Genomic DNA, 25248 nt, shown 5'->3' on the forward strand with positions numbered 1-25248 from the left:
ATGAAATATTTAAACTTTTTTTAGTTATCATTATCCGTTTTTCAAAGGAGATAAATTGTTTTCATCGTTTTTTAAGAGCAGAAAATGGGCATGGTGGGCGTATATTGGAGTTTTATTTTTACTCCTTTCGCTTTATATACAAACAGATATAAACGTAAAGATAAACAACTGGTACAAAGAATTTTACGATATGCTTCAAAAGATAAAAGATCATAATATAAACGATTTTTGGAATAGCATCAAAGATTTTTGCTATCTTGCGTTTCCGTATATTTTTATCATCACGATCACAAATTATTTTACTAGAATTTGGACGTTTAAATGGCGCGAAGCTATGACTTTTGACTACTTGAAGTATTGGAGAAGCGTAGAAAAAGATATAGAAGGTAGCTCGCAACGTATCCAAGAAGATATTTATAGATTTGCAAGGATAGTAGAAAGCCTAGGGCTTCAAGTAGCTAGAGCCATCATGAAGCTAATCGCCTTCATACCGATACTTTGGGGTCTTAGCAAGGGCGTTGATATACCTTATCTAAAAGACATTCCCGGCTCTCTTGTGTGGATAGCTCTTATAGTTAGCGTAGGCGGTCTTGTCATATCTTGGTTTGTGGGCATTATGCTACCGGGACTTGAATACAACAACCAAAAAGTCGAAGCGGCTTTTAGAAAAGAGCTGGTTTACGGAGAAGACGATAAGAAAAACTACGCACACACGGAAACTCTAGCGGAGCTTTTTACGGGGCTTAAATTTAACTACAATAAGCTATTTTTGCACTACGGGTATTTTGATGTGTGGATCAACTTCTTTAGGCAACTTATGGTGATAGTTCCGCTTATCATTATGGGACCGGGGCTCTTTTCGGGACTTGTAACGCTTGGTATTATGATGCAGGCAAATAACGCATTCTCGCAGGTTAGAAATTCATTCTCGGTATTTATAAACAACTGGACTACTATCACCGAACTTCGCTCTATACACAAGCGCCTAAAAGAATTTGAAACAAATATCGGATATAGACATCGGCAAACTACAAGCGGCGAGTAAAATTCTTGCCGCTTTAACTTAAATTTAATCCAAATTTGATTAATTTTAAATCCAATCTTAAAATATAAATTTAAAAAATATTTTTATTATTGACCGCTATTTTTAACTCTTTATTAAGTCTTTTAAATGTATATTTGTGTTACATTTACTTATACACCAAGGAGACTTAATGCAAGAGGCAAGAGGCAAGAGATACGAAAAAGCTGATTATCGGCACCGTCGCTTTGATAGCGGCTATAGTTTTCTTTGGCGGCTTCACCAAAGATATTGCAGGCGGAATTTTTGACTTCAGCAAGCTCACGGGTCAATTCCCCGAGTGGTTTAAGACTGCGGGCGGAACTAGCGCAAAAGGCGGATTTTTATTTGCATTGAGCCTCGTTCCTAGCGTTATGCTTGCACTTGGATTTGTTGCTATATTTGAAAGATACTACGCTTTATATGCAGCTTCGGCTTGGCTTACTCCTATCTTAAAGCCTATGATGGGAATCCCTGGAGCTTGCTCGATATCGCTTATGGCAAGCACTCAAAGCACCGATGCCGGTAGCTCTACAGCGAAATTTTTGCGTCAAGAGGGCAAGATGACGCACAAGGAGCTTTTGATATTTGCGGCGTTTCAATTTAGCGCTGGAGCTATGATTACGAATTTCTTAGCGTCTTTTGCGCCGTTACTTGTGATACTTGATAAAAACGGGGCTTTAGCGCCTGCTTCTATCGCGCTTTGCCTCGGTATAATCTTTGTTTTTAAAGTTTTTGGTGCAAATTTAATGAGACTTTACGTCAAAAAATTCGTAAAAGACGACGAGGATGAAGTATGAGTGATAAAACAAACAATAAACTACTAACGGACGTATTCGTAGAGGGCGCAAGAAAAGGTTGGGATATCGCCATACACAACACTATCCCAAATGTTTTGATGGCGTTTGTCATCATATATATACTAAACGTATCCGGAGCCCTTAAAATCATAGGAAACTACCTTGGCTTTATCATGGTGCCGCTTGGGCTTCCCGGTGAATCCATAGCCGTATTTATGGCTGCATTTTTAAGCTGGGGAGGCTCGGCGGGCGTACTTGTAGCATTGGTTCAAGCAGGCACATTAACCGCAGGCGACATAGCCGTATTGCTTCCAGGAATGGCGCTTGTAGGCTCAACCGTGCAGTATATGGGTAGGGTTTTAGGTGTGCTTGGAATTCCGGGCAGACACTATGCGGTGCTTTTTGGAATTTGTATCCTGAACGCCTATCTTGCGATGTTTGTGATGAGCATCATCGTCTAAAAGGAGTCATGATGAAACAAGAGGAGTTGGCTCAATTTTTAGACGAGCTTAAACAGCTAACGCAGATAGAAAGCCATACTTCGCATATAGAGGGTGTAAATTCGGTCGCAAAATGGTTCATAGATAAAGCAAATTCGCTAGGATTAAAGCATAAGATAATCAAGCTTAACAGCGACAAAGTGGCCGATTGCCTGCTGATATCAAACGATCCTGAAGTGCAAAATTTCGACATACTTTTTGTGGGGCATATGGATACGGTTTTCCCTATTGGCTGGGGTAAAGATGTACCTTTTAAAGAAAATGACGGCAAGATAAACGCACTTGGCGTGATAGACGATAAGGCGGGCGCTTTGCTATCTTTATACGTCATAAAGGACCTTGATCTAAGCAAACTCAATGTGGCTGTATTTTTAAATTCCCACGAAGAAACGGGCTCAAATTTCACAAAAGAGCAGATAAGAGAGTATGCCAAGAAGTCAAAATACTGCCTCGTGATGGAGCCTGCCAGAGAAGACGGCTCGATGGTAGCAACCAGAAAGGGTATGATAGCTTATACTATAGAATTTCACGGAGTCTCGGCACACGCAGGAAATCATCCTGAGCGGGGTCGCTCGGCGGTAGTTGAGGCGGCAAATTTCATAGTTGAGCTTTCTAAATTAACTGATTTTAGCGCGGGACACACCTTTAACGCCATAATGACAAACGGCGGAACCGCGCAAAACGTAGTGCCTGATTTTGCTTCGGTAAATTTTGAGATGAGATATAAATTTGCCTCTTCGGTTGGGTTTTGTAAGCAAAAGCTGGATGAAATTCTAAGTAAACCCTTTGTGCAAGGCGTAACGCATAAGATAACCTTAACAAACGACGAAGGCCCTATGATAGATGAGGTAAATTTGCCAAAGATCAAAGCTGTGTTTGACGAAGTCGCAAAAGAAAGCGGAGTCAAAGTAAGCTGGGTCGATGCGGGAGGATTAAGCGACGGCAATATCGCATCTTCGGCGGGTTGCCCTACCATAGACGGGCTTGGACCGACAGGCGGCAATATGCACTCAAAGAGCGAGTATCTAGTCGTGGATTCGGTAGTGCCAAAATGCAATCTGATCTTAGACGTCATTAAAAAGATAGTATAAATCTACTTTAGTAAAAGGGCTAAATTCAGACGCTCTTTTACTAAAATTTTTATTGCAAATCAATAAAAAAATAATTGATAATTAATGAAGCGGTTTGTATAATACGACATAAATATTTTTTATACTCTTTAAATAAAAAATATACTCGATTTGTAACATCAAAAAATAAAAAAGAACAAATTTAAAATTTATCTTGCATGGAATATACCAATGACAACTTACAGTAAGAGCAAAAAATCTTTACAAAGCTCCTCTAGGACTCCATTTTATTTCTGGCTTATTTTAGTTGGATTTCTTATACATGTAGTGTTTGAGTTTATATTTGTATATAACGGCAATAAGCTGATGATGACTTATAATATCATTAGTATAATCGTATTTGGCGGGGCTTTGAAATTTTTACAGCGCCACCAAAAGATAGCCGTACTTACCTGTTTTATAGAAGCGACCGTTTTTATAACCATTTCAACGATAAATCTAGGCTGGCATATGGGCTTTCAAACTTGGTTCGTGCCGTTTATAATCCTTTCCATAACCGTTCCTTTTAAAGAGCGCGGAGTTTTTTATTCGCTAGGAATTATTCAATCGATCCTATACATATACTTATACTTTTCAGCCAATCTTAAAATCCCTATACTGCAGATAAATTCAGCCGATGATCTGCTAGTTAGGCTTAATATAATCTTTGCATTTATACTTATATTTTTCGTAGAGAGAGTGCTTAAAATTTCAAAAGCGATGGAGATGGTATTTTTAAAAAACGAGATCGAGCATATAAAAAATATCGTAAAAACCGATGAGCTTACGGGGCTTACGACAAGAAGACAGATGAACGATATACTAAAAAACATCGATATGACTCAAGAAAAAAACGAGGGAAATTTCTATCTGATTTTTGGCGATATAGATCACTTTAAAGCGGTCAATGATACTTATGGACATGAGTGCGGAGATGTCGCACTGGCCGAGATATCGGCTATTTTAAAAAACGAATGCAGAGTAAATGATATAATCTCTCGCTGGGGCGGAGAGGAGTTTTTGATACTGATTAAAAGTGCGGGCAAAGAGGACAAGTTGAGTAAAGAAAAAGTCGAGAAAATTTTAAATCGTATCCGCAAAAAAATAGAGCAAAAAATCATAAAATACAAGGATATAAGATTTTCGGTAACCATCACTTTTGGAGGAGTGAGCTCTTTAAATTTTAACAATATCCAAGATATGATTAGAGCGGCTGACGAGCAGATGTATATAGGTAAGAAAAGCGGAAGGAATAGAGTCGTCATACAATAATCTGTTATAAAAAGATAGATTAAAATGTGAGAATTTTACACAAAAACAATAATTCTTTAAAAGGATTATGATGATAAATTATACTCTACAGCAAATTTTTGGCAAAAATAAAATTTGGGCGGGCGTTCTTGCTACGGTGATGGGATTTTTCTCGGACGTATGCCAACCGCTTGCTCCTTTTAGCAAGTATCTGTTTTTTGCAAGCATTATCGTAACTTGCGTGTTGTTTTTGGCATATATAGCTCTATCAAGCCTTCGAGAAAGAGTCTTGCCCGTTATAGTATTTTCCGTATTTTCCGCACTTGCGACAGGAGCCATGTATGGATTACAAAAGATTGACGATCAGGGAGATGAGAAGGGATTTTTAGCGGCATATATCCCGATTTTTGAAGATATACAAAAATCGCTTGGAATCATCAGCCAGGACATATCTGAGATAAAAAAAGACACTACCGACATCAAAACATCGGTTAAAACAGTTGATGAAAAGATAGATAAGCTAATTGACGGTATCGGCAAACAAAGCGGCATAGTCCCAAGCCCTAAAACAGCGCAAGAATTTTATCACAATGCCAGAATTTACGAACTAAACGGCGATTACGCAAATGCCAGAAAGGCTTATATTAAGTACTTTACATTTGACGATCAAAAACTTGATCCGCATATAAGATTTCAAAAATTTTTAAAAATTCAAGAGGGAAAAGCCAGCGCTAAAGAGCTTTATAACGATATGTTTGGCTCAAGCACTCGCCAAATAGACCAATATGCAAGGATACTTTTAGAAGATGCGAAAGAAAAGAGTGAGTATCTTTTAAATTTTATTAAACAAAATCCCGACTTCGCACCCGCTTACTACGAACTGGCTAGACAATATTCAAAAGCCGTTTTAGGCGAGCAAAGCCTTAATGATAAAAAGCTTGAAAAAGATCACATCAGCAAATTTTTAGAACTAAACGATAAAGGCAAGCTGGCAAGATATTTTATCGATAAAGAGGAGCTGGACTCTCAAATAAAATATGCAAAGGAAAGAAAGGCCGAGCTTGACAAGATAGATGAAAGCGTCTTTAAAAATCCCATTTCAGTAGACAGAATTCATACGAATTCGTCCTGGCAACTAAGCATTAACATCACAGATAAGCCGGCTGAAATTTTTTATAGGATAGACGGGCTGGGCGATTTTATAAGCACCGGCTATATCGATGCAATGACATATCAAGGCAGCAGAAAAATACCCCAAAAGATGGTTCGTATATCAAATAAGGCTGACAGCGTAAAAGAATTTATAGAGTTTAAATACATCGATCAAAACGGGAAAGAGAGTGAAATTTTTAAATATGAGTGGCTTAACAAGACCGCAGACGGAGAAACTCTGGACCCAAAAGCCCAAAACGACATAAGAATTCTTAAACAAACTCAAACTTATTGGTTTACTAAAGAGTCGCGCAGAGCACCTTGGATAGAGGGCGATACAAACTATTATTTATATTTTTCGCACCTGTTTTCTTATGCGGACGGCATAGAAAAGATAGAGTACGGCATCGACTCTGACGACGTAAATACCGTATTAGAAAAACCATATAGCACGGATAGCGATAAAAATTTACTCAAAGTGGATCATAAATTTAATAAAATTGTCGTTAGAGTGTATTTCAAAGACGGTACCGATAGTGGAGTTGTGGAGTATAAATTTTGAGGTTAGAATTTTTAATTAATAATTAAGTAATTGTGTCTAAAATTACATCCGATTTTAGACATAGTATTGTTTAAATTTATTCATTAAAAGATTCAAGATCTAGAGGCAAATAAGTATCTTGTTTATTCTAATTTTATGTTTGATTTATTTATCATAAGCACATTTCATTTTTTAAAAGCCTTGGAAAAAGAAAATTTTATACCCTAATTAACAAAAAACGATCATACTATAGACACATTATCGCATAATATATTAAAATTACACAACAAGGAGAATTTTAATGTCTAGTAAAATATATTCCGCAGAAAATATTCTTTATATTATAAAAAGGCTAAATGAAAATCAGACGATCTACATAAAAAGATTAAACGAAGAGATGAATTGGAATATGAGTGAAAGAAATATGGTTAGATATTTTGATACTATAGAGTCAGTTTTTCCAAAATTATTTACAAAAGGAAAAGATGAAAAAGGAATTTATTATAAGCCTAATCATAGCGATTTTATAAAGCTTAATCCATCTTCTTTGGCAATTACGGCTATAACTTATAGTTTAATGTCAAAAAGAGAGATTGGTAGAATTTTTAGTATATTGGAAAATAAATCCAAAAAAGCCATAAAAAAAGAGATGAAAGAGATAGATCAGTGCTATAGATTTATCACCAGACCGTTTGAAAATATAGATAGCGAGATCATGAAAAAAATAGAAGAATGTATTAAAAATAAGATAGAAATAGCGCTTATTTATGACAATACATTGGTAAAAGAAAAGAAGATAGTAAGACCATATAAGATAATTTTTATAGACGAGAATTTTTATTTGGCTTGCTTATGTAACGGTGAATTTAATATGCTTAGAATATCGTTTATAAAAAACCTCAAGGCAGGAAGTAAGTTTAAATACATCAAAAGTAAAGTTGATGACTTTATAGAAAATGGCTTACAAACATCTTTTAGCGATTACAATAGTTTCATAGGAAATAATTTAATAACAGTAAAACTTAAAATTTCCAAAAGAGTTGCTAGATATTTTACGCATAAAAAGAAATTTTTTGATAGTCAAAGGATAGAAACCTTAGAAAGCGGAGAAAAAATAGCAACATATGAAATAACAAATTTTAAAGAGATAATGCCATTTATCAAAAAATGGATTCCTGACGTAGAGGTTATTGAACCAAAGGAGCTAAGAAAACAAATTTTAAAAGATATTAAAGAGTATCACAAAAATAATCTTTTATACAAGTAATGTTTTTGGGTTATTCATACTCCCTAAATCTCTCGTGCTTAAACTCTCGCCTGATTACTAATCTACCGTTCTCCAATTGCTCGGTAACGATTCTGCAGGTGGTTGCATAGATGGGTTTTAGTCCGATATTTTTAGCAAAATTTACCATGGCATACGTAGCACCAAAATCCCCTTGCACTAATAGCAAGTCGCCATTTTTTGACTTTTCTTTCAGTTTTTCTTTATAACTTTCAATACTATTTAAAATGCTTTTATTGGAAGGATCTATATTGCTCCAATTTTCATCACTTATAACCACAAAATTATCTATATTTAAATTTTCTAAGGCATCTTTTTCTTGTTCTTTTGTTAGTGAGTGGTTCATTAATATAAAAAGAGTTTTCACGCTATCTTAGCTCCTATCCATTTCAAAATGGTATTTTTTCATATTTTTTATGCTTTGAATATATCCAGGAAGATTATTTACGCTGTCTCTTGGGTTAGACTTAGACCTTTGATTTTCTTGATCAAGCTTATGTGCTATATTAACTCTAATACTATTTATTTTAAGGTATTTTTCTGCTAACTTTTTTCTATCATCCCCATATCTTTGCTTTGCGTATTTGACTAGTGTATTTTTTGCATCCTCCCTATTGTCCCTATTTAACGGATCTTTATGATTTTGCTCGCAAACGAGACTTAAAACAGCCTCGGCAAGAGTTAAGTATGACATCGCGTAATTTTTATTACTTGAATACCACTCTGCAAGCTCTAGCTGCAAATCAGATATTTTTTCCTTTTTGAAAATATCTATAAATTCCTTGATGTCCTTAGACACAATCTTTAATATTGTATTATTAGTATAGTTTAAGTCAAAAATTTGACTATTTAAAGACTTGATACTTTTTTGTATAGCACTTACATCAGACATGCTCAATGCATAAGAAAAGTCGGTATAACTATTTATTATTCTTTCAGGCTGTTGAGATTTATTCACAAGTAGCATTAGATCGTATCCATTGCCAAATTTTTTTAGATTTTTAATAGCTTTTGACCACTCTAAAAGCTCAAAAAACATTTTCAAATCTACTATGGGCGCTATATTGTCATTTTCTGACATTATGTCTATCATTCCATAATAGACACCTCCGATATTTAGATTATAATCTCTTGTATTGGCATAAAATTCACTCATAACAAAACTCATTAAAGATAAAGATCTAAAAGAATGAGTTATATCAAGATAAACTTCATCATCTTTTGTAATTTCATCAAAAATTTTTAGAAATTGATTAAAATTTGACCAAAGCTGCTCCTCATCAATGCCGTACTCTATGATAAAGCATTTTGAACCGCTTACGCCTAACTTCTTATCTATCTGTTCTGTTACCACAGGAATATATTTTATGACTTCGTTGTTTTCTTTCGCCTCGTAAATTTTAAACTCATCCTCGTCACTACCTCCAAACTCTTTATATACAGCATCCCAAATAGATTTTTTTGTTCCGATCAAAAAGAGCTTATCTATTTTAATATGTTCGCACAAAACATCCGCTATAAATTTTTTATCTTTATATATCTTTCCATCCATAGAATAATTTGATAGTCTATAGTTACCGCTTCTTTTATCCCCTGCTCCTATAGAACTTATTAAAATTTTAGACATATTTACTCCATTTATTATTAGTGTTCATCTTGCGCATAAGTAAGATCATAATGCCTAACTCGATAATCCGTTGTAGAGACATATTGCAAATGTCTATTATTCGGTATAGCAAATATCGCGCCTGCTATACTAACAGCCTTTTGACCTCCCGTAACGTCAAACACTATATCTTTTTCATCTATTTTTGCCACCTTTAGCTCCTGATAAGTGTTTTCTAGGCAGTCGTAGATATCTTTTGCTATCTCCAGGTTGTCAACATGTTTAATCTCGATGATCTTGACAATATTCTTGCCGAATATGTTTTCAATGCATTTTAAAAATTTCTCTTTTTCCTGTAAAGACTGATCAGAGCAGATTAAAATAATTTTTTCCAGCATATCTTTGTGGTAATCTATAGATATCAAAGGCATTCTGTAGTTACTTTTAAAATCACCTATCTCTTTCAAGTTTTTATCTTCATCGGCTCTGCTGTTTTGGCTTAAGAATAGCACTAAAGCCTTAGCCTTCTTTGGTTCTTCATCAATAGAAATATCAACACTGGCAACCTTTTTGGGAATCATTTTTATCACGATATAAAGCATTAAAACAGCGCCTAAAATTTGGCAAAGCATAGTTCCGTCTTTTAACTCCCACTTAAGGATATCTCCGCTAAAAATTTTATCAAATAAAGCACTAAGTCCGTCAGGAAGCCAAGCAAAAGATACAACTATCATGATAATGATAGCTATGCCCTTTGTGCTTAAAGCATTGCTTCCTAAAAAAGATACGAATATCTTATGAAGTTCTCTGTTTTGATATTTGTTCATTTGCTAGACCTTATTAAATAAGCTAAAGTCAATATGATTGCCAAAGCTTTTACTTTCGGGCTTTTTATTATAACTCTTATTTTTTGGGTTCTTTGAATTTGGCTTCATTTTGTTTCTTTTGTTTTCTCTTTCCTTATATATATTAGTATTAACTTCTATCTTGTCTTGTGAGTAGGGCATTAAAAAACGCTTATTGTCTTTATCTTTTGCAAATTCATTAATCGACTTATTGTTATTTTTTGGATCTAACTTTTGATATCTTAAAACATTATTCTCTTTACATTTAGTGGAATCTGCCATAGCAAAGAGCTCTTTAATTTGATGAGATTTTATCCAGTCAGAATGAAATTCATTCATCTGATTTTCAAATTCTTCAATGTATATGTCTTGAGTAAATCTCAAATTTATGAGAGCCGCTTTTATGCTTATCTTTCCATATCCATAAGACTTTGCAAGACCTATGTTATGCATTCTATCTTGTTCTCCGTGAAATGTTATAGCACTTAAAAGAGCTCCTATTTCAAATTTTTTGAGATTGTGAAATACTACCTTGCCTTTGAATACCGCACCTTGTTTAAGAGGTTTAAATTTTGTTTTTACATCTTGGTTTCTATCGTCACTTTGACTTAATTGTAACAATCCTTTGCGCAAAGGATATCTTTTGTATCCTCTTATTTTGGCATCCTTATCCATTAAAGTTTGATAACTATGGACAACTCCTTCTTTACCGTATTGTTCTAAGTAATTAGGATAATAACTTTCTTTTGGGGAACCAAAAACACACTCTTGTTCTTGATCAAACTGTGCATTGGCGGATTTGAAATGTGAAAAATATACTCTACCTTTTAAAGCTTTGTCTTTTTTAACAAAACCGAATATCGCTTCAGACAAATCAACTCCATTTTCTTTAGTGTTACTTTGTCTTGCCGCTTCAAATATTGTTTTATTGTAAGCAATCTTAAAAATTTGAGTTAAGCCAATATGTGTTATTTTGCCTCCATTTTTTTCTTGTTTATAAAAAATAGGTATTTTGTTTCCTTTTTCAAATTTATCTTTCAGAAACTGCCCGTCTATAGCATTTTTATTTTCAAAATAAACTTTTTCAAAATTTTTAAATACACTTCTATCTAATGGTATTTTTCTCTGGTTTTCACAAAAAATAAATTCATGTTTTTTATTTTGTATATCGCCCGTAAATACTAAAAATGCTTTCTTGTTTCCTCCTAAAGTGCCTCTAGTGATAAATTTCTTTTTTTGATTTTGATGCTCTGAAAATTTTATCTCGTTTAAAAACCCAAATTTTTCATATTTGTCTTTCCCGTATTGATATTTTTTTATACTTTCATATTCTTTTTCTTTTTGTAGATTGACGGTAACCACTTTTCCACAATCAAATATTATATACTCATCACCTTGCTTTACTAAAAATCCACAGCCATCAGCAATGCCGGCAAGAAGATGCCTATTTGTCATATCTCTAACGCTGAGATATTTTTTGTGTTTTTCTTCGTCTATGCGAATTCTAGAAAAGCTCATTATCTCTAAAACATTTCTAATTGCACCTTTCATGGTTGTGGCTGGTATATAAAATTCCTTTTGTCCGTTTTCTTTTTTAAAGTGACAAAATTCAGTTGAATATTTTTTAATACCTCCATCTGTTTTTACTTCATAAAATGTATCACCGACTGCATAATGATTTCTTATAAATATTGGACTTTGTGCCGTGATTTCAAGCTCTATAACTCCGCTTTCTCCGTCTTCAAAAGGTACATCATGACTTATTTTATCCGCCCAAGAAGGATAGAAAACCTTATCGTTTAACGGGACAAAATTATACGGTGCTGTTATCATCTCTCATCCTTTTCATCATCAGCAAAACCGGCAAAAACCGCTTTTTTTAATTTAAATACAGGCAATCCTTCACAAAGCTCGTCATTTTCCTCTTCCCAAATTTGAGCCATTTTTATCTTAAGACCGAATTTTGACCAAAATTCTTGCAAATTGTCTTCATTTTTTAAGTTGATTTTGCTCAAATCAACTTCATCCACAATCCAAGAGTCATTGATCTGCCTGATTAAGATACTTTTATTCTCATTTTTACTAAAAAAATGAGCCTCATAAATATACTCATTTGGTTGCAAATTTACATTTATACCACGTTTAAAAAATATATCGTCTTCGGATATTTTGCTACCAAGTTTTTGGATATACCCCTCATACCCGTCAAGACTTTTTATATAGTTCAAAATTTCATCTTTAGTTTTTCTCATTTTTTCGCTCCATCCTAACGCCGTTTTTTATAACTTCACCGCTAAAAAATCCATGTCCTTTCGTAGTCATTCCTCCAAGAGGCAAAAGACCCTCGGCTACGTCCAAAAGAGCATTTTCAAAAGCATTTACGGCATCTTTAAACCTTTTTAAATCATCATCCATACTTTGAGGAGGTTTTACTAAAATCCTTATAACAAATTTAACATTATAGCTTTTTACTCCTATTGTCTTTTCCTGAAACAAAGCTCCGTCTATAGCTCCACCTGTAAATCTATCTATGCTTACATGATCAAATACTTTTGTGTCCATATCTTCGCAAAACTCTTTAAAACAATCGCTAATTAAAATTCTTCCCTTTCTGCCTCCATTGCCGTCTTTTTTATATCCGAAAATTTCTCTTACGGCCTTATTTTCTTCGCCCACTTTTTGATAATCACCGTTATTAGAAAGCATAAATTTATTATAATGAAAGGCGGTTCTATGTGATAAAGCACCCTTTATGCCACTTGCAGGGATTAAAATTTTTTCATCACTCAAAGGCATTTTTTCATAATCAATTGTTTTTTCCATCATAGGCGCTTGGTCCGATTCATCATCTCCTATCCCGCTTCCAAATATGAAAAAATCATCAGGAGTAAGTGATAATTCATATTTTATAAATCTTTCATTTATGTTTTTTTGATCGGTAAAATCATTCAATAATACATCGTCATTCAAACTGCTTGAATAACTACTTAGATAAACTTTGCCCCATTTTATGCTATCTACCGAAAATTTTCCAAATCCTTTAGAGCCTCCTCCTCCAAGTCTCAACGTATTATCAAAAAGAGTATTTAGTATCTTTTTAAAATCATCTTCAAGACTATCAAATTCAAATGAAAATTTAAATTTAGTTCCTTTAAATACAATCTCTTCGTCAAATTTGCCATGTTCTGATGCAACACCTTTGTTGTTAATAGAGACATGCTCCCTAATAGGCAAATCATCAAAAAATGATAAAAAGCTTCCTTTATCAAGCAAAAGATCTTCGCAAACTTTTCCATCTTTATTTACTACAAGAAGAGCATTTGATACGATTAACTTTGAGCCAAACTGCTTATTTGTATTTTTCTCATCTTTTGAGCCAAAAATTTCATCCGCAAATTTCTTATCCTCACTCTCTATGGCAGACCTTAAAACTCCAGCAATCGATGTGCCAAGTATCATAGGTAGACCATTCCAATCCCTTTGTACAGGTGCATCGCAAAACAAATCGCTATCGCCGCCGCCAACTTTTAGCGGAGTGTTTGTCCGTATAATTACATGTGCCAAAAATCTTTCCATTACTTCTCTCCTTTTATTCGCGGAAATCTCATAGATAGCAGTTGAGTAAACTGAAGTTTGTTTTTACTACCCCTTATCCCTTTTAAAAGAATTTCACTTTTTTTATCTCTCCACTTATATTCGGCCACGCCTTTATTTACAAATTCTTTTATATCATCATAAATACTATCTTCGCAACTTGTTTTGCAAATAGCTCTAATTGCTCCCCACTGAGAATTTGGAATATCTTTTAACTTTTCACCGTCCATACCGATAAATTTTGCCACCTCTACCGCCACATCAAGAATTTGAAGTCTTTTAATCTCTTTTTGCTTTAAGAATTTTGCCAAATCACTTTTAATCTCAATGTCTTCTTTTTTCTCGGTATCTAAAATTTCTTTAAGGATAATAGCACTATCAACGGCACCCATATCCAAAAATTTAGGATTTATCAAAACCTCCCCAAAACCCTCGTTTAAATATGCTCCAACGCCATTTTTAACACTATCTTTTTGCTCTTTTGTTAGATTTTTTAAGGCTATTACGCTACCTTTATTTATACAAAGCCTCTCATAGTCTTTTGTTCCCCTTGACATATTAAAAGGGGTAAAATTCGAGGTCCTTATCTGTGTTTTAGCGTAGTCGATATTTTTATCACTAAGTCCGCCGCAAAAATATTGTAAATCATAAGTCGGATTTCCATTGTCATCAACCAGAGCAAGTCTTGATTTTGCATAGATATAAGTATAGTCATCTTTAGGCTCAAATTTATCTACTTGTTGCTCACTATCGCTGATGAATTTTATACTTACGACTCCATATTCGGAACTTTTAGACTTACCAAGCCTTTTACTGTTTTCTAACGTATCTATTATTAGCTTTTCATTATCTTTAGTGATGATATCATCTAGGCTTACTTTAAATCTCCAGACGCTACCTGCTTTTAACGCTTCATACCCATACATAGCACTATCTTTAGAGCGTCTATTTTCCTTGTCGTATCCGCTCTTTTGAGAGTATTCGTAAGTAAGATTTAGTCTTTGTCCATCTAGGCTCATATATCCGCTTCTTATTTGTTTTAATTGCGCGAAAACTTTAAAATCACAATCTGTTAGTAAGTGATGGTTGTAAATTTTACTACTATCTAGTTTTTCATGAAAATAAGAAAGCGGGATTTTAAAAAATTCTTTGCCGTCAATGACAGGATACGCATCGCCAAACTTCACTTTTCCGCTGTGAAATATATCAAAAGGCTTGCTAAATTCGCAGTATCTACTAGCCGTCATGCCCAAAAAATTACTCCCGGGGATAAAATCAAGCACATCTATCTTGCCTTGCGTATTAGAGGTAGCTTGCAAGATAACTGCACTTTTAAACGTGATTTCAAAAACAAGCTCTCTCATAACTATCCTTTTATAACAAATTTACATCTACCAAGTCCGCGATTTCGGTTTAGTCCGGCTCTCTTGATCATATCCATTGCCTTTTTCATATCATGTACATGCTCTTGGGCAATATCTATATTACCGTGCAACACAACGGGCACGACTACTTCTATATCCCTTAAAGACCTATCGATAGCAACTCCATTTTCATCTATTCTAGTAGAAGATACTACTTCAAATAGGTTATGTGCGAGATTGTTTGACACTATCTCTTTTGCTACGCCTTCTTCAAGTACGGCATTACTAAAATAGCATTCTCCCATCACAGTATCGTCACTATCTTGACCGTAATTATTACTTTGTTTGCCGAAGCATTTATCGATACTATCCTGATTCCAAAACAATTCCGCCATCTCTCTTAAAAGTCCTTTTATGGTTTTGCCGGGCATATAAGGAAGTCCGCGATCATCTTTTATCACATAGCTATCAAGTGCCGCGCCGCCACTTAGTCCGCTACCGGCATGCCAATAATCAAAAAATTTAAGCTCATATCTTAAAGTCATTTTATATCTCCACTAACAGACAAAATTTGCAAAACATCATAAATCGGAGTTTTTATTAGACCATCCTTCTCTATTATCAAATCACCACTTGAAAGTTTCTCGTTTAAAGATTTTAGAGGCACATCAAAAACATCTCTTTTATTACCTAAAATTTCATTTATCCTATCTAACATATTGCTTGCGTATTTACCGCTTATACCAAGCTCTTTTAACCACTCTCTAAGCTTAGTCTTTGGACTATCATCTCCGCTATAAACCTTAACAAGAGCCAACAAATCATCAACTTTAGCTTGTGATTTTTCATTTATATAGTATGGTCCGAAGTCAAACCTTATAAAACCATCTTCGTTTTTTACGGCAAGTTCATCTATAATAAACTTATCCCAACTTTGAAAATTTGAACTTTGTATATTATGAAACATCAAACAACTTGGAGCTATGTCTTTATTTGGATCTTTTACATAGATGTTTTTAGAGTGCTTCTTAGCTACAGAGCAAAGCGCTTCTGCAAGTTCAACAGCATAATGAAACGGATATTTTTCATTACAGTATGCTATGCCTGCACACATAGTTAGCTTACCCTCTATGGCACTATCCTGCGCTGTAAGTTTTTCAAATTCTTGAATAAAATACTTAGTAAATTCAAGAGCCACATCTGCACTACAAACTGCCGTCATATCATCTCCGCTTAAGATGATGTTTTTTATTTTACCGCTATCTTTATAGTCTTTTTCTTTTATTTTTTCTTTTGCACTTTTAAAGGCATTCTTAGTAGCTTTATCCAAAGCTTTTGAGAATTTTGTTATCTCGTTAAGGTTGCTAAAATTTATCCTATCGGAAAGCCTTTTAACCAAGACCCCAAGCCCGTTACCATCAGCGTGTATAATAGCTATTTTATTTTTAGAATTTGAAATTTGACTAAATTCCTTTAGTTCTACAAATTTATCGTTATTTTTGCGATTTTTATCAAACCAAACTTTATGCGCTTCACGTTTTTGAGAACTCGAGATATCAATTCTCTCCTCATGCTCTATCTTATACGTAGCTCTTGCGGTTTTAGGACTAAGAAGCATTAAATTTATACTAGTATCAAGCGGGATGCTAGGTTTGTTTCTTTGTATCTTTAATCTCTTCTCGAGTTCATAAGATACATTTTTATACTCTTCGTTATCCTTGCACTCTACTGCGGCTTGCGAAACTGTAATGCCGTAAGCATTTTGCATAATATCTTTAGGTAAATTTAAAACTATTTTTTCAAGTTTATCTTTGCCGGAAACTATAGCCCTAAAATTTCCTGCCGCATTTAATAAAATTTGATCCACCAAGCCATCTTTTTTAAATTTATCAAAGATAGCATAAATCTTACTTGTATTTTGCAAAGTTTGATCTAGATCAAATTCTCTTCCAAGCCAATCCACTATCTCACTTGCGCCTATTATCTCCTGAAGCTTGTTTGTTTTATAGATAAACTCTTGGATGCCTTGCACACTCACGCCGTAAAGGTATTTTGCCATCTAAGCTCCTTTGTCAATATTCACAATATTCTATCATATTTTTTAATACATTTTAAACAATAGTATTAAGCACTTTTAAAAAAAATTGAATTTTAATATCATATTATGCAAATTTGAAACATATTTATTTTATAAAGCATAATTTCAAATAATCCGATTATCATACTTGCAATTATTTATTTGCCGTTTAAAACAATGACTTTATTAAATACGCCAAGTGTTCTAAATTTTTTATCCCCTCTATCTAAACTACAAACGCTAAAAAGCTTAAACTGTTCCGTTAGTCCGTAAATTTCACATTCTATACCCTCTATCAGAGAGTTTTTGACTCCCATAGATGCACTAAGTAGAGTCATCATATTAGCAAGCATATTTTGCTCTTCTTCGCCGCTATCTTGACCAACCTGAGCCACCATATAAGGATAGTGCTCAATAGGCATAGGACATGTCTCATCCGCAAAAAATATACCGGCTATAATAGCTACTGCAACTAATATCTTATCCATACTACACCTCTTTTGTTATTAAATTTAGACTCTATCTTTTAGTATTAACTAAAAAACAAAATCAAGTAATTCTACAAAGAGTTTATGTCATATATTGTCATTTTAAGCTTGAATTTTATTTTTTTGAAATTTTTAGCATAAGAGGAAGTAAAAGAGTATTAAAAAGTAAAATAAGTCGCTATTTTGCTTTTTAATAGCTAACCATAAAAGGGAAGCTTGAGCAAAATACATAGTAGTGGAATAGGTTTAATTTTAGAGTTGAGAGGGTTTCAATCCCCTAAAACGGGGAAGCTCGAGCGAAATGCGAAAACGCTGTTTTAACATCGGTAGCCAATACGGTTAGGTTTCAATCCCCTAAAACTGGGGAGCTCGATCGAAATACAATATGCAAGGCTTTTGCTCTACTAAAATCGAGTTGGTGTTTCAATCCCCTAAAACGGGGAAGCTCGAGCGAAATTAAGATACTTGCAAGCGTATTGCACGCTCAGAAATGAGTTTCAATCCCCTAAAACGGGGGGCTCGATCGAAATGCCGCAACCCGACGGCTCCGTACTAAAGAAAGCGATTTTTCGCGTTTTAATCCCCTAAAACGGGGAAGCTCGAGCGAAATGTTTTACTAGAAATATCAATAGATTCTCTTAACCTATGTTTCAATCCCCTAAAACGGGGAAGCTCGAGCGAAATTCCTGGCGAAATGGGAGTCGGTTTTCAGGTATTCCAAAGTTTCAATCCCCTAAAACGGGGAAGCTCGAGCGAAATATGGCTGCCGGGATCGAAATGGGTAAAATCAAAAAAACCCTCTCGTTTCAATCCCCTAAAACGGGGAAGCTCGAGCGAAATATGTTTCATGTTCTTGCCTACGATATTGTGGGCAGTGACGTTTCAATCCCCTAAAACGGGGAAGCTCGAGCGAAATCCGAGGTACCAAACTTAGGTGTAATCTACCTACCAAAGGTAGTTTCAATCCCCTAAAACGGGGAAGCTCGAGCGAAATGTTCTTACAACACTAAATCCAAAGGGCTTGGTTGCACAATGTTTCAATCCCCTAAAACGGGGAAGCTCGAGCGAAATAGTGCTCGCTGAGGGAAAACGAGAGGCTAAAGAATTTTTTGTTTCAATCCCCTAAAACGGGGAAGCTCGAGCGAAATCGCGCAAGTGGTATTGATGGGTCTTGCTGCGGTTTTTGGCAAAATGTTTCAATCCCCTAAAACGGGGAAGCTCGAGCGAAATTTTTCCGGAGTTCAGAGTTTCTCTGGGAGAGGAAACTGAGAGTTTCGTTTCAATCCCCTAAAACGGGGAAGCTCGAGCGAAATGATTTAGAGGCTTTCAGGACTCGGTAGATGCCACGGTTTCAATCCCCTAAAACGGGGAAGCTCGAGCGAAATAGCCATCAAAACGCATTAAAATTAACAATGAGTTTTTAAAGAACTACTTGTAAGCGGCATTATATCACAAAGAGCTAAAAAGTTCGAAAATACGACAAAAAATATTTTTTAAATTTGAGGTATTTTGCTTATAGTTACATTAAAGTATCGATAAAAAGCATATTTACAATCTCTAAAAAGTTCGAAAATCCAAAACAAAATTTAATAAAATTGTTCTTTTTCGAAATTTATAACAAATTTAGATAGCTCAAAAGCCGTGAAATGAAGTTTTTCAAAAACTAGTTTAGATAAAAATACGAAAATCTCGATTTTAAAAATATCAAATTTCTGATTTTCGAATATATTTATACTTAACCCAATATAAAATATCGATTAACACACAGGTTTGAAATTTTAAAAAGTTCGAAAATCTTTTGCGGATAGATGGCGCTAGATATAAGTATCAAGCGGGTTAAAAATTTTGCCTTCTCCCATACTTTCACTTTTAGCCAAGCAGGTTTTGCACACACGATAAAATAGAACTTTATCACTTTTTGGCTCTATGAGTTTTGCAATTTTAGATTTAATGAGATAATAATCGCTCTCTTTTATATCAAGTTCAAAAACAGAGTAATTTGCCCTTAGCCCATAGCTTTCCAGTAAATTTGAGACTTTATTTCTGCGTTTGGTCGAACGTATATCGTAGCATATTATTAAATTCATTGAAATCTCGCTATAAAGGGTTTGTATTTTACGTTTTCTAAAATAGAATGTTTGAGCGCGTATGCCTGTTTGGTTATGATGTCTTGAGTCTTTATCTCTTCGCTTCTAAATGTAGTATATGCAAATAGTTTTTCATTGACGTTTTTGGTGATATTGCGCCTAGTATCGACGCTTAATAACCCGTCTTTGATATCAAAAGGCTCATTTTTGTTTATCATGGATATGATTGCGCGATCAACAATAAACGTCCTAAATTCCTCTATTAAATCAAATACCAAAGCAGGCTTTTGCTCGTCTAATGCGTGCAGATATGAGACGTGAGGAGAAAGACCTGCTGCAACTATGGACTTTAAAACTTTAGAATAAAGGATGGCGTAAGCATAGTTAAGCGCCGAATTTACAGTATCGGTTGCACCTTTTGTAATACGCCCACAAAAGCCGAATTTATAATCAATAGCCTTTGCGATAGCCTGCCAGTATGAGTTGGCGCTTGTGCCTTCGTACCCCATAAGCTCCGCCGAAGAGGAGGATGTGGGTATAAAATTTTTTAAAATTCCCTGCATTGCTTCTATTTCGGCATCTAAAATTTTGTGATATTTATTCAAGTATTTTAAGTAGTTGATTTGATTTCTTACTTTACCGATAACGAATTGCTGGGCTATCCTGAGTGATTTTTTGGTTTTTACAACCGAAATTTGAGAGACGGCGGTTTTGGTTATAGAGCTATTTGAAGTAAATAGTGTAGCATAGCTTAAATTTGTCTTTTCATCTATAAAATCTATAGGAATTTTCTTTTTAGAACACTCTTTGATGACGGACGAGCTTATAGAAGTGTCGGCGTTTATTATGATTTGTGAAATTTGATTAACGGGAAATTTATGCTTTATTTTGCCATGCTCCTTTAAAACAAATTTGCCCTGAGAAAGAGCCAAGAAATAAAACGGAGTAGTAATATGAACAAGGGAACTATGGGAGAAATTTTTAAGATACTCTCGTTTTTTGGCCTCTAGTGTGTCTTCGACAGATTTTATGCGAGGCTGTTTGGCATTTTTGTAGCATGATAGGAGCTTTGATTTTTTAAGCTGTAGGGTTATAGGATATGGAAATTCCAAATTTACAAGCTCATCTACTAATGTTCGCTTATCGGTAGTTTTTATAAATTTTCTAATTAAATTTGTAATAGTTTCATCAAAATGCCTTATAAGCCTATCTTGTTGAGATAGTGAAAGTAACTTTAGCTTGATGCTTTTTAGATGAAAAATGTAAGAATTTAAATTTTCTATGCTCTCTTTTATATTCGGCTTTTTAGCTTGAGATGAAAGCTTTTTGAGAGTAGATAGAAGCTTTTCTTCGGATATGCTTAAATTTGCTCCCTTGAAATTTACACCCAAAAATGCGAATTCAGTATTTTGATCGTAAATAGCAGTTTTTATTTCATTTATAGATAGCTTAATAGTGGATAAAAAGGCTTTAAGCTCGGCTAGAATTTGTTCGGCATTATCTTTGGACGCTGAAAAGATAACAAAATCATCGGCATAGCGTACGAAGTCGATAGCTTTTGAGTGTAAAAACATATCCATTTGATTTAGATATATATTTGAAAGTAACGGACTTAAAACATCTCCTTGATGAACGCCTTTTTGATGAGGCAGATAGTCAAATTTAGAAAAAATCCCATTTTTTATCCAAAGTTCAATTAGTCTGGTGATACGAGAGTCTTTTATATGATTATTTAATATCTCAAGCAAAAAATTATGATCTATATTTTCAAAAAAGTCTTTTATATCACTTTTTATCGCATAGGTTTTTAAAAAATCTCTTGCACGATAAATTGCATTAGTGTAGGACTTGCCGCTTCTATAGGCATAAGAGCAGTTTGAAAAGCCTTTGTCAAAATATCTTGATAGCTCGGATACAAGTATATTTTGTATAAATTTGTCCTTTAATGACGGAATCGCCAATTTTCTAAGTTCATCCTTGTTTTCTTTGGGCATAAAAGCTCGCTTTAATGGCTGAGGCGAGTAAGATAGATGAAAAATTTCGTCTTTTAAATCTTCATAAAAAGATGCGGCACAGATATCATCTATACTCAAATCATCAAGTCCAAGCGATGACTTCTTGAGTCTTTTTAAGGCTAGATCATAAGCATTTTGAGTAAATATTTCCTCAAGACTAAGATCAAACACAACTATTTCCTTTGCAGATTTGTTATATTAAAATCGATATAAGTTAAATTCGCTCTACCTTTATCTTGCCAAGCCCAAATGCAGTGCTCTTGCCGACATTTATTAAAGTAGCAAGTTCTAGAAATCTAGCCGAATTCTCATCAAGCCCACAAACCTTCATTTCTCCCATAAGACCGCCGAATTCCATTTTTGTTTTTTGGCGATTTGAGTATCTCTCAAAACTATAAAACTTAAAATTTTGCTCGAACTCATCAAATTTAACTTCAAATTTATCGATATTTGCATCTGTTAGCTCGCCAAATCTCATAGCTATTTGCCTAATGAATGATTTAAAATCAAGCTTTGAGCGAACCAAGCCGTTTTTTGTTTGATACGTATCGGAGTTAAGGCGGTGATTTTATAGTCGCCAGCAGAAAAGCTTGGCGAAAAAACAAGAGTGTGATCGGATGAGTTGATAGACTCTTGAGGCGATATAGTTTTGTCATTTATAGTTAAATTTTTAAAATAAAATTTCTGCCTAGATATACCAAGTCCTATCTGCCGCATATTTTCTATGGCAATAATAATATGGGTTAAGTATGATACGGCATTTTCGAAAAGTAAAATTTTAAAATCAAAACTATTTGAGTTAAAATCTATATCAAGTATAAATTTGGGTGATTTGGATATATTTTCAAAAAACTCGGCATATATGCACTTGTCAAAATAACGGCAACTATCACAACTCGCATCAATATATGGACAAGCAGCCTGCCTTAAACCCCTTCCAAAAACACCTCTGATAGTAGAGCCTATAAATGCGTGAGTAGGTTTTATACTGATGCCGTTTACGCCAATGGTTAGATATTTAATCATTATTATTTGCTTGTAAATTTTAACATCGATTATACTATAAAATACTTTTTCATACCAATATGTAATTAGTCATTCTTCTTATAGCCGTTATCTTATTAAGCGATATATCTATTCTTGCTCATTTATTTTTAACCTATATTGTCCTTGATATATTCTTGTTTCTATTGCAGGACTATTTGTGGAACTACTTATATGCTTTTTATTAAAGCCTGATTAAAACATTACTTTTGAATATTGAATAGATTTTAGGTTTTTTTCGCATACGGCTGAGATTATTTATTATTTACAAGACTTAGTCATAATAATAGAATGCTTTATACTTTTTACTAAAAGTTTTATTAGGTTTATCCTGCCTTTTAAACACCATCAAACTCACCATCATAAGCATCACTTCTGTTTCTAACACCAAGTACAAGTACTATAAGCTCATGATCTTTTATCTTGCATATTATTCTATATCCTCCGACCCTATATCTCCAAAGACCTGATAGATTTCCTATAAGTGGTTTACCTTCATCACGAGGATTATCTAAGCCTTCTATCTCTTTTAGTTTTTTAAGTATTTTAATGCTAACACTATTATCTAACTTTTTAAGCTCTTTTAACGCATTTTTACTGAAATTTACTTTCATATTTTTACGCCAAGCTCTTTAGCTACTTCATCAAGAGTATAAAACTGAGGATTGGAATCACTCTCTATCTTTTTTAACTCTTCCATAGCATCTATATAATCATTCATATCTTCTAAGAATCTTTTTATGGCTTCTTGAACGTAAAAGCTTTTTGTTCTTTTAGTATCCTTTGCTAATCTCTCAAGCTTAGTTCCTATATCTTTATCTAGTCTCACTGAAATTTGCATATTTAATCCTTTGTATTATTTGCATTACAAGTATTATATCATATTTTATAAAGCAATTAAAGTTGATGTGTTAAGATATGAAGTATAGATTAATTATATTGCCTAATAACCATAAGCTTTAAATTCACTCTTTTATTTTTTTATTTCAATAATTCACACCCTCACATCCACTCTCTTATAGAATCTATCCTTCTCTTGTATCTGTTTATCATTGCTATTTAGAGTATGGTTAAGATATGAGATATTGTATAACTCATTTGAGCTTATTATGTTATTATCTGCTAGATGTATTAAAAACCTAACTTCATTATTTTTCATTATCTTGCTTATCGCTGTTGCTCCAAGCTCTTTTAGACTTACGAATTTATTATCTTGTTTAATAAAGCAAACAAATTTGTGTTTCCATTAGGACAAGTTAATTTCAGCTCATCATTTGAGAATTTATAGTGATAACCGTCTTTAAAATATTCAAATATTAATCCAAATTTATCTATGGTTATAGTTTTTAAAGCTTTATAAAAATCATCGGAATTTATAGAGCCAATACTTGAAATAGTAGCTTCAAAAGCAACGCCGACAACCATGTCGACTGTGGCTCCAACCAGATTAAACGCAGAACTTACAATTCCACCAGCTCACATACTAATAGATCTACCAATATTGCTAACAAGATAATCAATAACCAGTGGTGCTATTATCTCATCTAAACTTTTATCAGGATTCATATTTTTATCAAATGCGGCAGTTATTATTCCATCGGCGACTTCAAAAATACGACTTGTTTTGACCCCTATAAGTTTCATGGCAGCAGAACCGTATTCTTTTTTCATTTGTTCGCCAACTTCTTTTGTGATTTGACCTGAATTAACTTTTATATCAACTGCTTTATCATAGAGCTGTTAGCCATTTGTTTTAAAGCCGATTCTAACAAAGAGCCACTAAATGACATATATCCGCTAAAGCCAGCAAGAGCCTTTTCGTCTGATGTGATATTTTTGTCATAAACGTCATATTTTTGACCATCTATCCATATGGTTGTTTGCATTTTTGTTTCTCCTTATTAATTAATTTTATTTTATAGTATTATGCGATCTATTTGTGCTTCTATCTCATCGGCTTGTTTGTGCGTGAGGCCTGCTATTATGGTCATCTTGGCTTTACGATGTTGCGTCTTTTGAACTATTTCTACGTGCGCCGGTAAAAAAGCGCGTTCAAAGGTACGACAGTGTATTATATTTTCTGGTTTTATAATCTGATTTCCAAATATAAATCTATCTATAACAATCTTGTCTTTATAAATTTCAACGTAGTTAAAAAATATCACCGAGTATAGCAGCCAGATCAAAAGTGCGGAGCCCAAAATCCCAAGTATGCGCATCCAGCCGTCGTAATATATCGCAGTAGGCAAGGCAGGCACGAGTAGGAAAAAACCATACTTGATAAAGTCGATCAGCACCATAAGCGGATTTCGTTTGTCTAGCCTATACAGCAACTCTAGTTTATTGCTTTCTTTTTCCATTTACTCCACCAAAATTCAAATTTATGCATTTTACCCACAATACTTTTAAGTCGTATTTAAGCTACAATTA

The 25248-nt window shown here is 34.1% G+C and carries 27 protein-coding genes and 1 CRISPR repeat array; of the genes, 7 read left to right on the forward strand and 20 right to left on the reverse strand.

The annotated features are described in order from the left end of the window. Nucleotides 1–55: 55 nt before the first annotated feature. The 7 genes from CORI_RS07780 (at nt 56) to CORI_RS07810 (ending at nt 7680) form a co-directional block, all read left to right on the forward strand. Nucleotides 56–1045, forward strand: coding sequence for a putative transporter (locus CORI_RS07780; RefSeq protein ID WP_173031498.1), 990 nt, complete (start codon nt 56–58; stop codon nt 1043–1045). Between the two features lie 224 nt (nt 1046–1269). Beyond that, nucleotides 1270–1860 (forward strand): nucleoside recognition domain-containing protein, encoded by a 591-nt coding sequence (locus CORI_RS07785; protein ID WP_254064912.1) that lies wholly within the window; start codon nt 1270–1272, stop codon nt 1858–1860. Next, nucleotides 1857–2321 carry a YjiG family protein gene (locus CORI_RS07790; protein ID WP_169940683.1) on the forward strand — a complete coding sequence of 155 codons (465 nt, stop codon included), beginning with the start codon at nt 1857–1859 and terminating at the stop codon, nt 2319–2321. The genes CORI_RS07785 and CORI_RS07790 overlap by 4 nt, the downstream gene beginning before the upstream one ends. Nucleotides 2322–2332: 11 nt before the next feature. Then, nucleotides 2333–3451 carry a M20/M25/M40 family metallo-hydrolase gene (locus CORI_RS07795; protein ID WP_173031499.1) on the forward strand — a complete coding sequence of 373 codons (1119 nt, stop codon included), beginning with the start codon at nt 2333–2335 and terminating at the stop codon, nt 3449–3451. A gap of 210 nt (nt 3452–3661) precedes the next feature. Next, a complete protein-coding gene (locus CORI_RS07800) occupies nt 3662–4741 on the forward strand; it encodes a GGDEF domain-containing protein (RefSeq protein WP_173031500.1) in 1080 nt (359 codons plus the stop codon). Between the two features lie 70 nt (nt 4742–4811). Continuing rightward, nucleotides 4812–6434 carry a lipopolysaccharide assembly protein LapB gene (locus tag CORI_RS07805; protein ID WP_173031501.1) on the forward strand — a complete coding sequence of 541 codons (1623 nt, stop codon included), beginning with the start codon at nt 4812–4814 and terminating at the stop codon, nt 6432–6434. Between the two features lie 280 nt (nt 6435–6714). Beyond that, entirely contained in the window at nt 6715–7680 is a 966-nt protein-coding gene (locus CORI_RS07810; protein WP_173031502.1) for a WYL domain-containing protein, read from the forward strand. 10 nt (nt 7681–7690) lie between these two features. Here the strand turns inward: CORI_RS07810 and csx20 are convergent, their stop codons facing one another. The 20 genes from csx20 to CORI_RS07910 all read right to left on the reverse strand — a co-directional run bounded on the left by csx20 (nt 7691) and on the right by CORI_RS07910 (nt 25178). After that, entirely contained in the window at nt 7691–8065 is a 375-nt protein-coding gene (gene csx20 / locus CORI_RS07815) for a CRISPR-associated protein Csx20 (RefSeq protein WP_173031503.1), read from the reverse strand. Between the two features lie 6 nt (nt 8066–8071). Then, nucleotides 8072–9325, reverse strand: coding sequence for a TIGR02221 family CRISPR-associated protein (csx2, locus tag CORI_RS07820; RefSeq protein WP_173031504.1), 1254 nt, complete (start codon nt 9323–9325; stop codon nt 8072–8074). A gap of 17 nt (nt 9326–9342) precedes the next feature. Beyond that, a complete protein-coding gene (locus tag CORI_RS07825; protein WP_173031505.1) occupies nt 9343–10131 on the reverse strand; it encodes a hypothetical protein in 789 nt (262 codons plus the stop codon). A gap of 3 nt (nt 10132–10134) precedes the next feature. Beyond that, nucleotides 10135–11982 carry a TIGR03986 family CRISPR-associated RAMP protein gene (locus CORI_RS07830; RefSeq protein ID WP_173031506.1) on the reverse strand — a complete coding sequence of 616 codons (1848 nt, stop codon included), beginning with the start codon at nt 11980–11982 and terminating at the stop codon, nt 10135–10137. Then, nucleotides 11979–12401: a TIGR04423 family type III CRISPR-associated protein gene (locus CORI_RS07835; RefSeq protein ID WP_173031507.1), complete on the reverse strand. Its 423-nt coding sequence runs from the start codon at nt 12399–12401 to the stop codon at nt 11979–11981. The genes CORI_RS07830 and CORI_RS07835 overlap by 4 nt, the downstream gene beginning before the upstream one ends. Continuing rightward, nucleotides 12388–13725: an RAMP superfamily CRISPR-associated protein gene (locus CORI_RS07840; protein ID WP_173031508.1), complete on the reverse strand. Its 1338-nt coding sequence runs from the start codon at nt 13723–13725 to the stop codon at nt 12388–12390. The genes CORI_RS07835 and CORI_RS07840 overlap by 14 nt, the downstream gene beginning before the upstream one ends. After that, complete coding sequence (locus CORI_RS07845) at nt 13725–15107, reverse strand: hypothetical protein (RefSeq protein ID WP_173031509.1); 1383 nt, start codon at nt 15105–15107, stop codon at nt 13725–13727. Before CORI_RS07845 ends, CORI_RS07840 begins: the two co-directional genes overlap by 1 nt. Before the next feature lie 2 nt (nt 15108–15109). Continuing rightward, nucleotides 15110–15652: an RAMP superfamily CRISPR-associated protein gene (locus CORI_RS07850; protein WP_173031510.1), complete on the reverse strand. Its 543-nt coding sequence runs from the start codon at nt 15650–15652 to the stop codon at nt 15110–15112. Further along, nucleotides 15649–17166: a hypothetical protein gene (locus CORI_RS07855; RefSeq protein WP_173031511.1), complete on the reverse strand. Its 1518-nt coding sequence runs from the start codon at nt 17164–17166 to the stop codon at nt 15649–15651. Before CORI_RS07855 ends, CORI_RS07850 begins: the two co-directional genes overlap by 4 nt. A 176-nt stretch (nt 17167–17342) precedes the next feature. After that, complete coding sequence (locus CORI_RS07860; protein ID WP_173031512.1) at nt 17343–17672, reverse strand: hypothetical protein; 330 nt, start codon at nt 17670–17672, stop codon at nt 17343–17345. Nucleotides 17673–17938: 266 nt separating this feature from the next. Beyond that, nucleotides 17939–19057: a CRISPR direct-repeat array (repeat unit 37 nt; unit sequence GTTTCAATCCCCTAAAACGGGGAAGCTCGAGCGAAAT). Nucleotides 19058–19486: 429 nt separating this feature from the next. Beyond that, nucleotides 19487–19759, reverse strand: a complete 273-nt coding sequence (gene cas2, locus CORI_RS07865) for a CRISPR-associated endonuclease Cas2 (protein WP_173031513.1) — start codon at nt 19757–19759, stop codon at nt 19487–19489. Continuing rightward, on the reverse strand, nt 19756–21945 hold the full coding sequence (cas1, locus tag CORI_RS07870) for a CRISPR-associated endonuclease Cas1 (RefSeq protein WP_173031514.1): 2190 nt from the start codon (nt 21943–21945) through the stop codon (nt 19756–19758). The genes cas2 and cas1 overlap by 4 nt, the downstream gene beginning before the upstream one ends. Nucleotides 21946–21988: 43 nt before the next feature. Further along, nucleotides 21989–22252: a CRISPR system precrRNA processing endoribonuclease RAMP protein Cas6 gene (cas6, locus tag CORI_RS07875; RefSeq protein ID WP_173031515.1), complete on the reverse strand. Its 264-nt coding sequence runs from the start codon at nt 22250–22252 to the stop codon at nt 21989–21991. A 2-nt stretch (nt 22253–22254) separates the two neighbouring features. Continuing rightward, a complete protein-coding gene (locus CORI_RS07880) occupies nt 22255–22800 on the reverse strand; it encodes a hypothetical protein (RefSeq protein ID WP_173031516.1) in 546 nt (181 codons plus the stop codon). 356 nt (nt 22801–23156) lie between these two features. Next, complete coding sequence (locus tag CORI_RS07885) at nt 23157–23432, reverse strand: type II toxin-antitoxin system RelE/ParE family toxin (RefSeq protein WP_173031517.1); 276 nt, start codon at nt 23430–23432, stop codon at nt 23157–23159. Beyond that, complete coding sequence (locus CORI_RS07890) at nt 23429–23659, reverse strand: DUF6290 family protein (protein ID WP_173031518.1); 231 nt, start codon at nt 23657–23659, stop codon at nt 23429–23431. The genes CORI_RS07885 and CORI_RS07890 overlap by 4 nt, the downstream gene beginning before the upstream one ends. A 356-nt stretch (nt 23660–24015) precedes the next feature. Continuing rightward, complete coding sequence (locus CORI_RS07895; protein WP_173031519.1) at nt 24016–24243, reverse strand: hypothetical protein; 228 nt, start codon at nt 24241–24243, stop codon at nt 24016–24018. Between the two features lie 51 nt (nt 24244–24294). After that, nucleotides 24295–24489: a hypothetical protein gene (locus CORI_RS07900; protein WP_173031520.1), complete on the reverse strand. Its 195-nt coding sequence runs from the start codon at nt 24487–24489 to the stop codon at nt 24295–24297. A gap of 41 nt (nt 24490–24530) precedes the next feature. Further along, entirely contained in the window at nt 24531–24704 is a 174-nt protein-coding gene (locus tag CORI_RS07905) for a hypothetical protein (RefSeq protein WP_173031521.1), read from the reverse strand. A gap of 30 nt (nt 24705–24734) precedes the next feature. After that, the gene (locus tag CORI_RS07910) at nt 24735–25178 is read right to left on the reverse strand and encodes a hypothetical protein (RefSeq protein WP_173031522.1); all 444 of its coding nucleotides are present in this window, start codon (nt 25176–25178) and stop codon (nt 24735–24737) included. Nucleotides 25179–25248 lie beyond the last annotated feature (70 nt).

Source organism: Campylobacter sp. CCUG 57310 (genome assembly GCF_013201975.1).
GTDB lineage: Bacteria > Campylobacterota > Campylobacteria > Campylobacterales > Campylobacteraceae > Campylobacter_A > Campylobacter_A canis.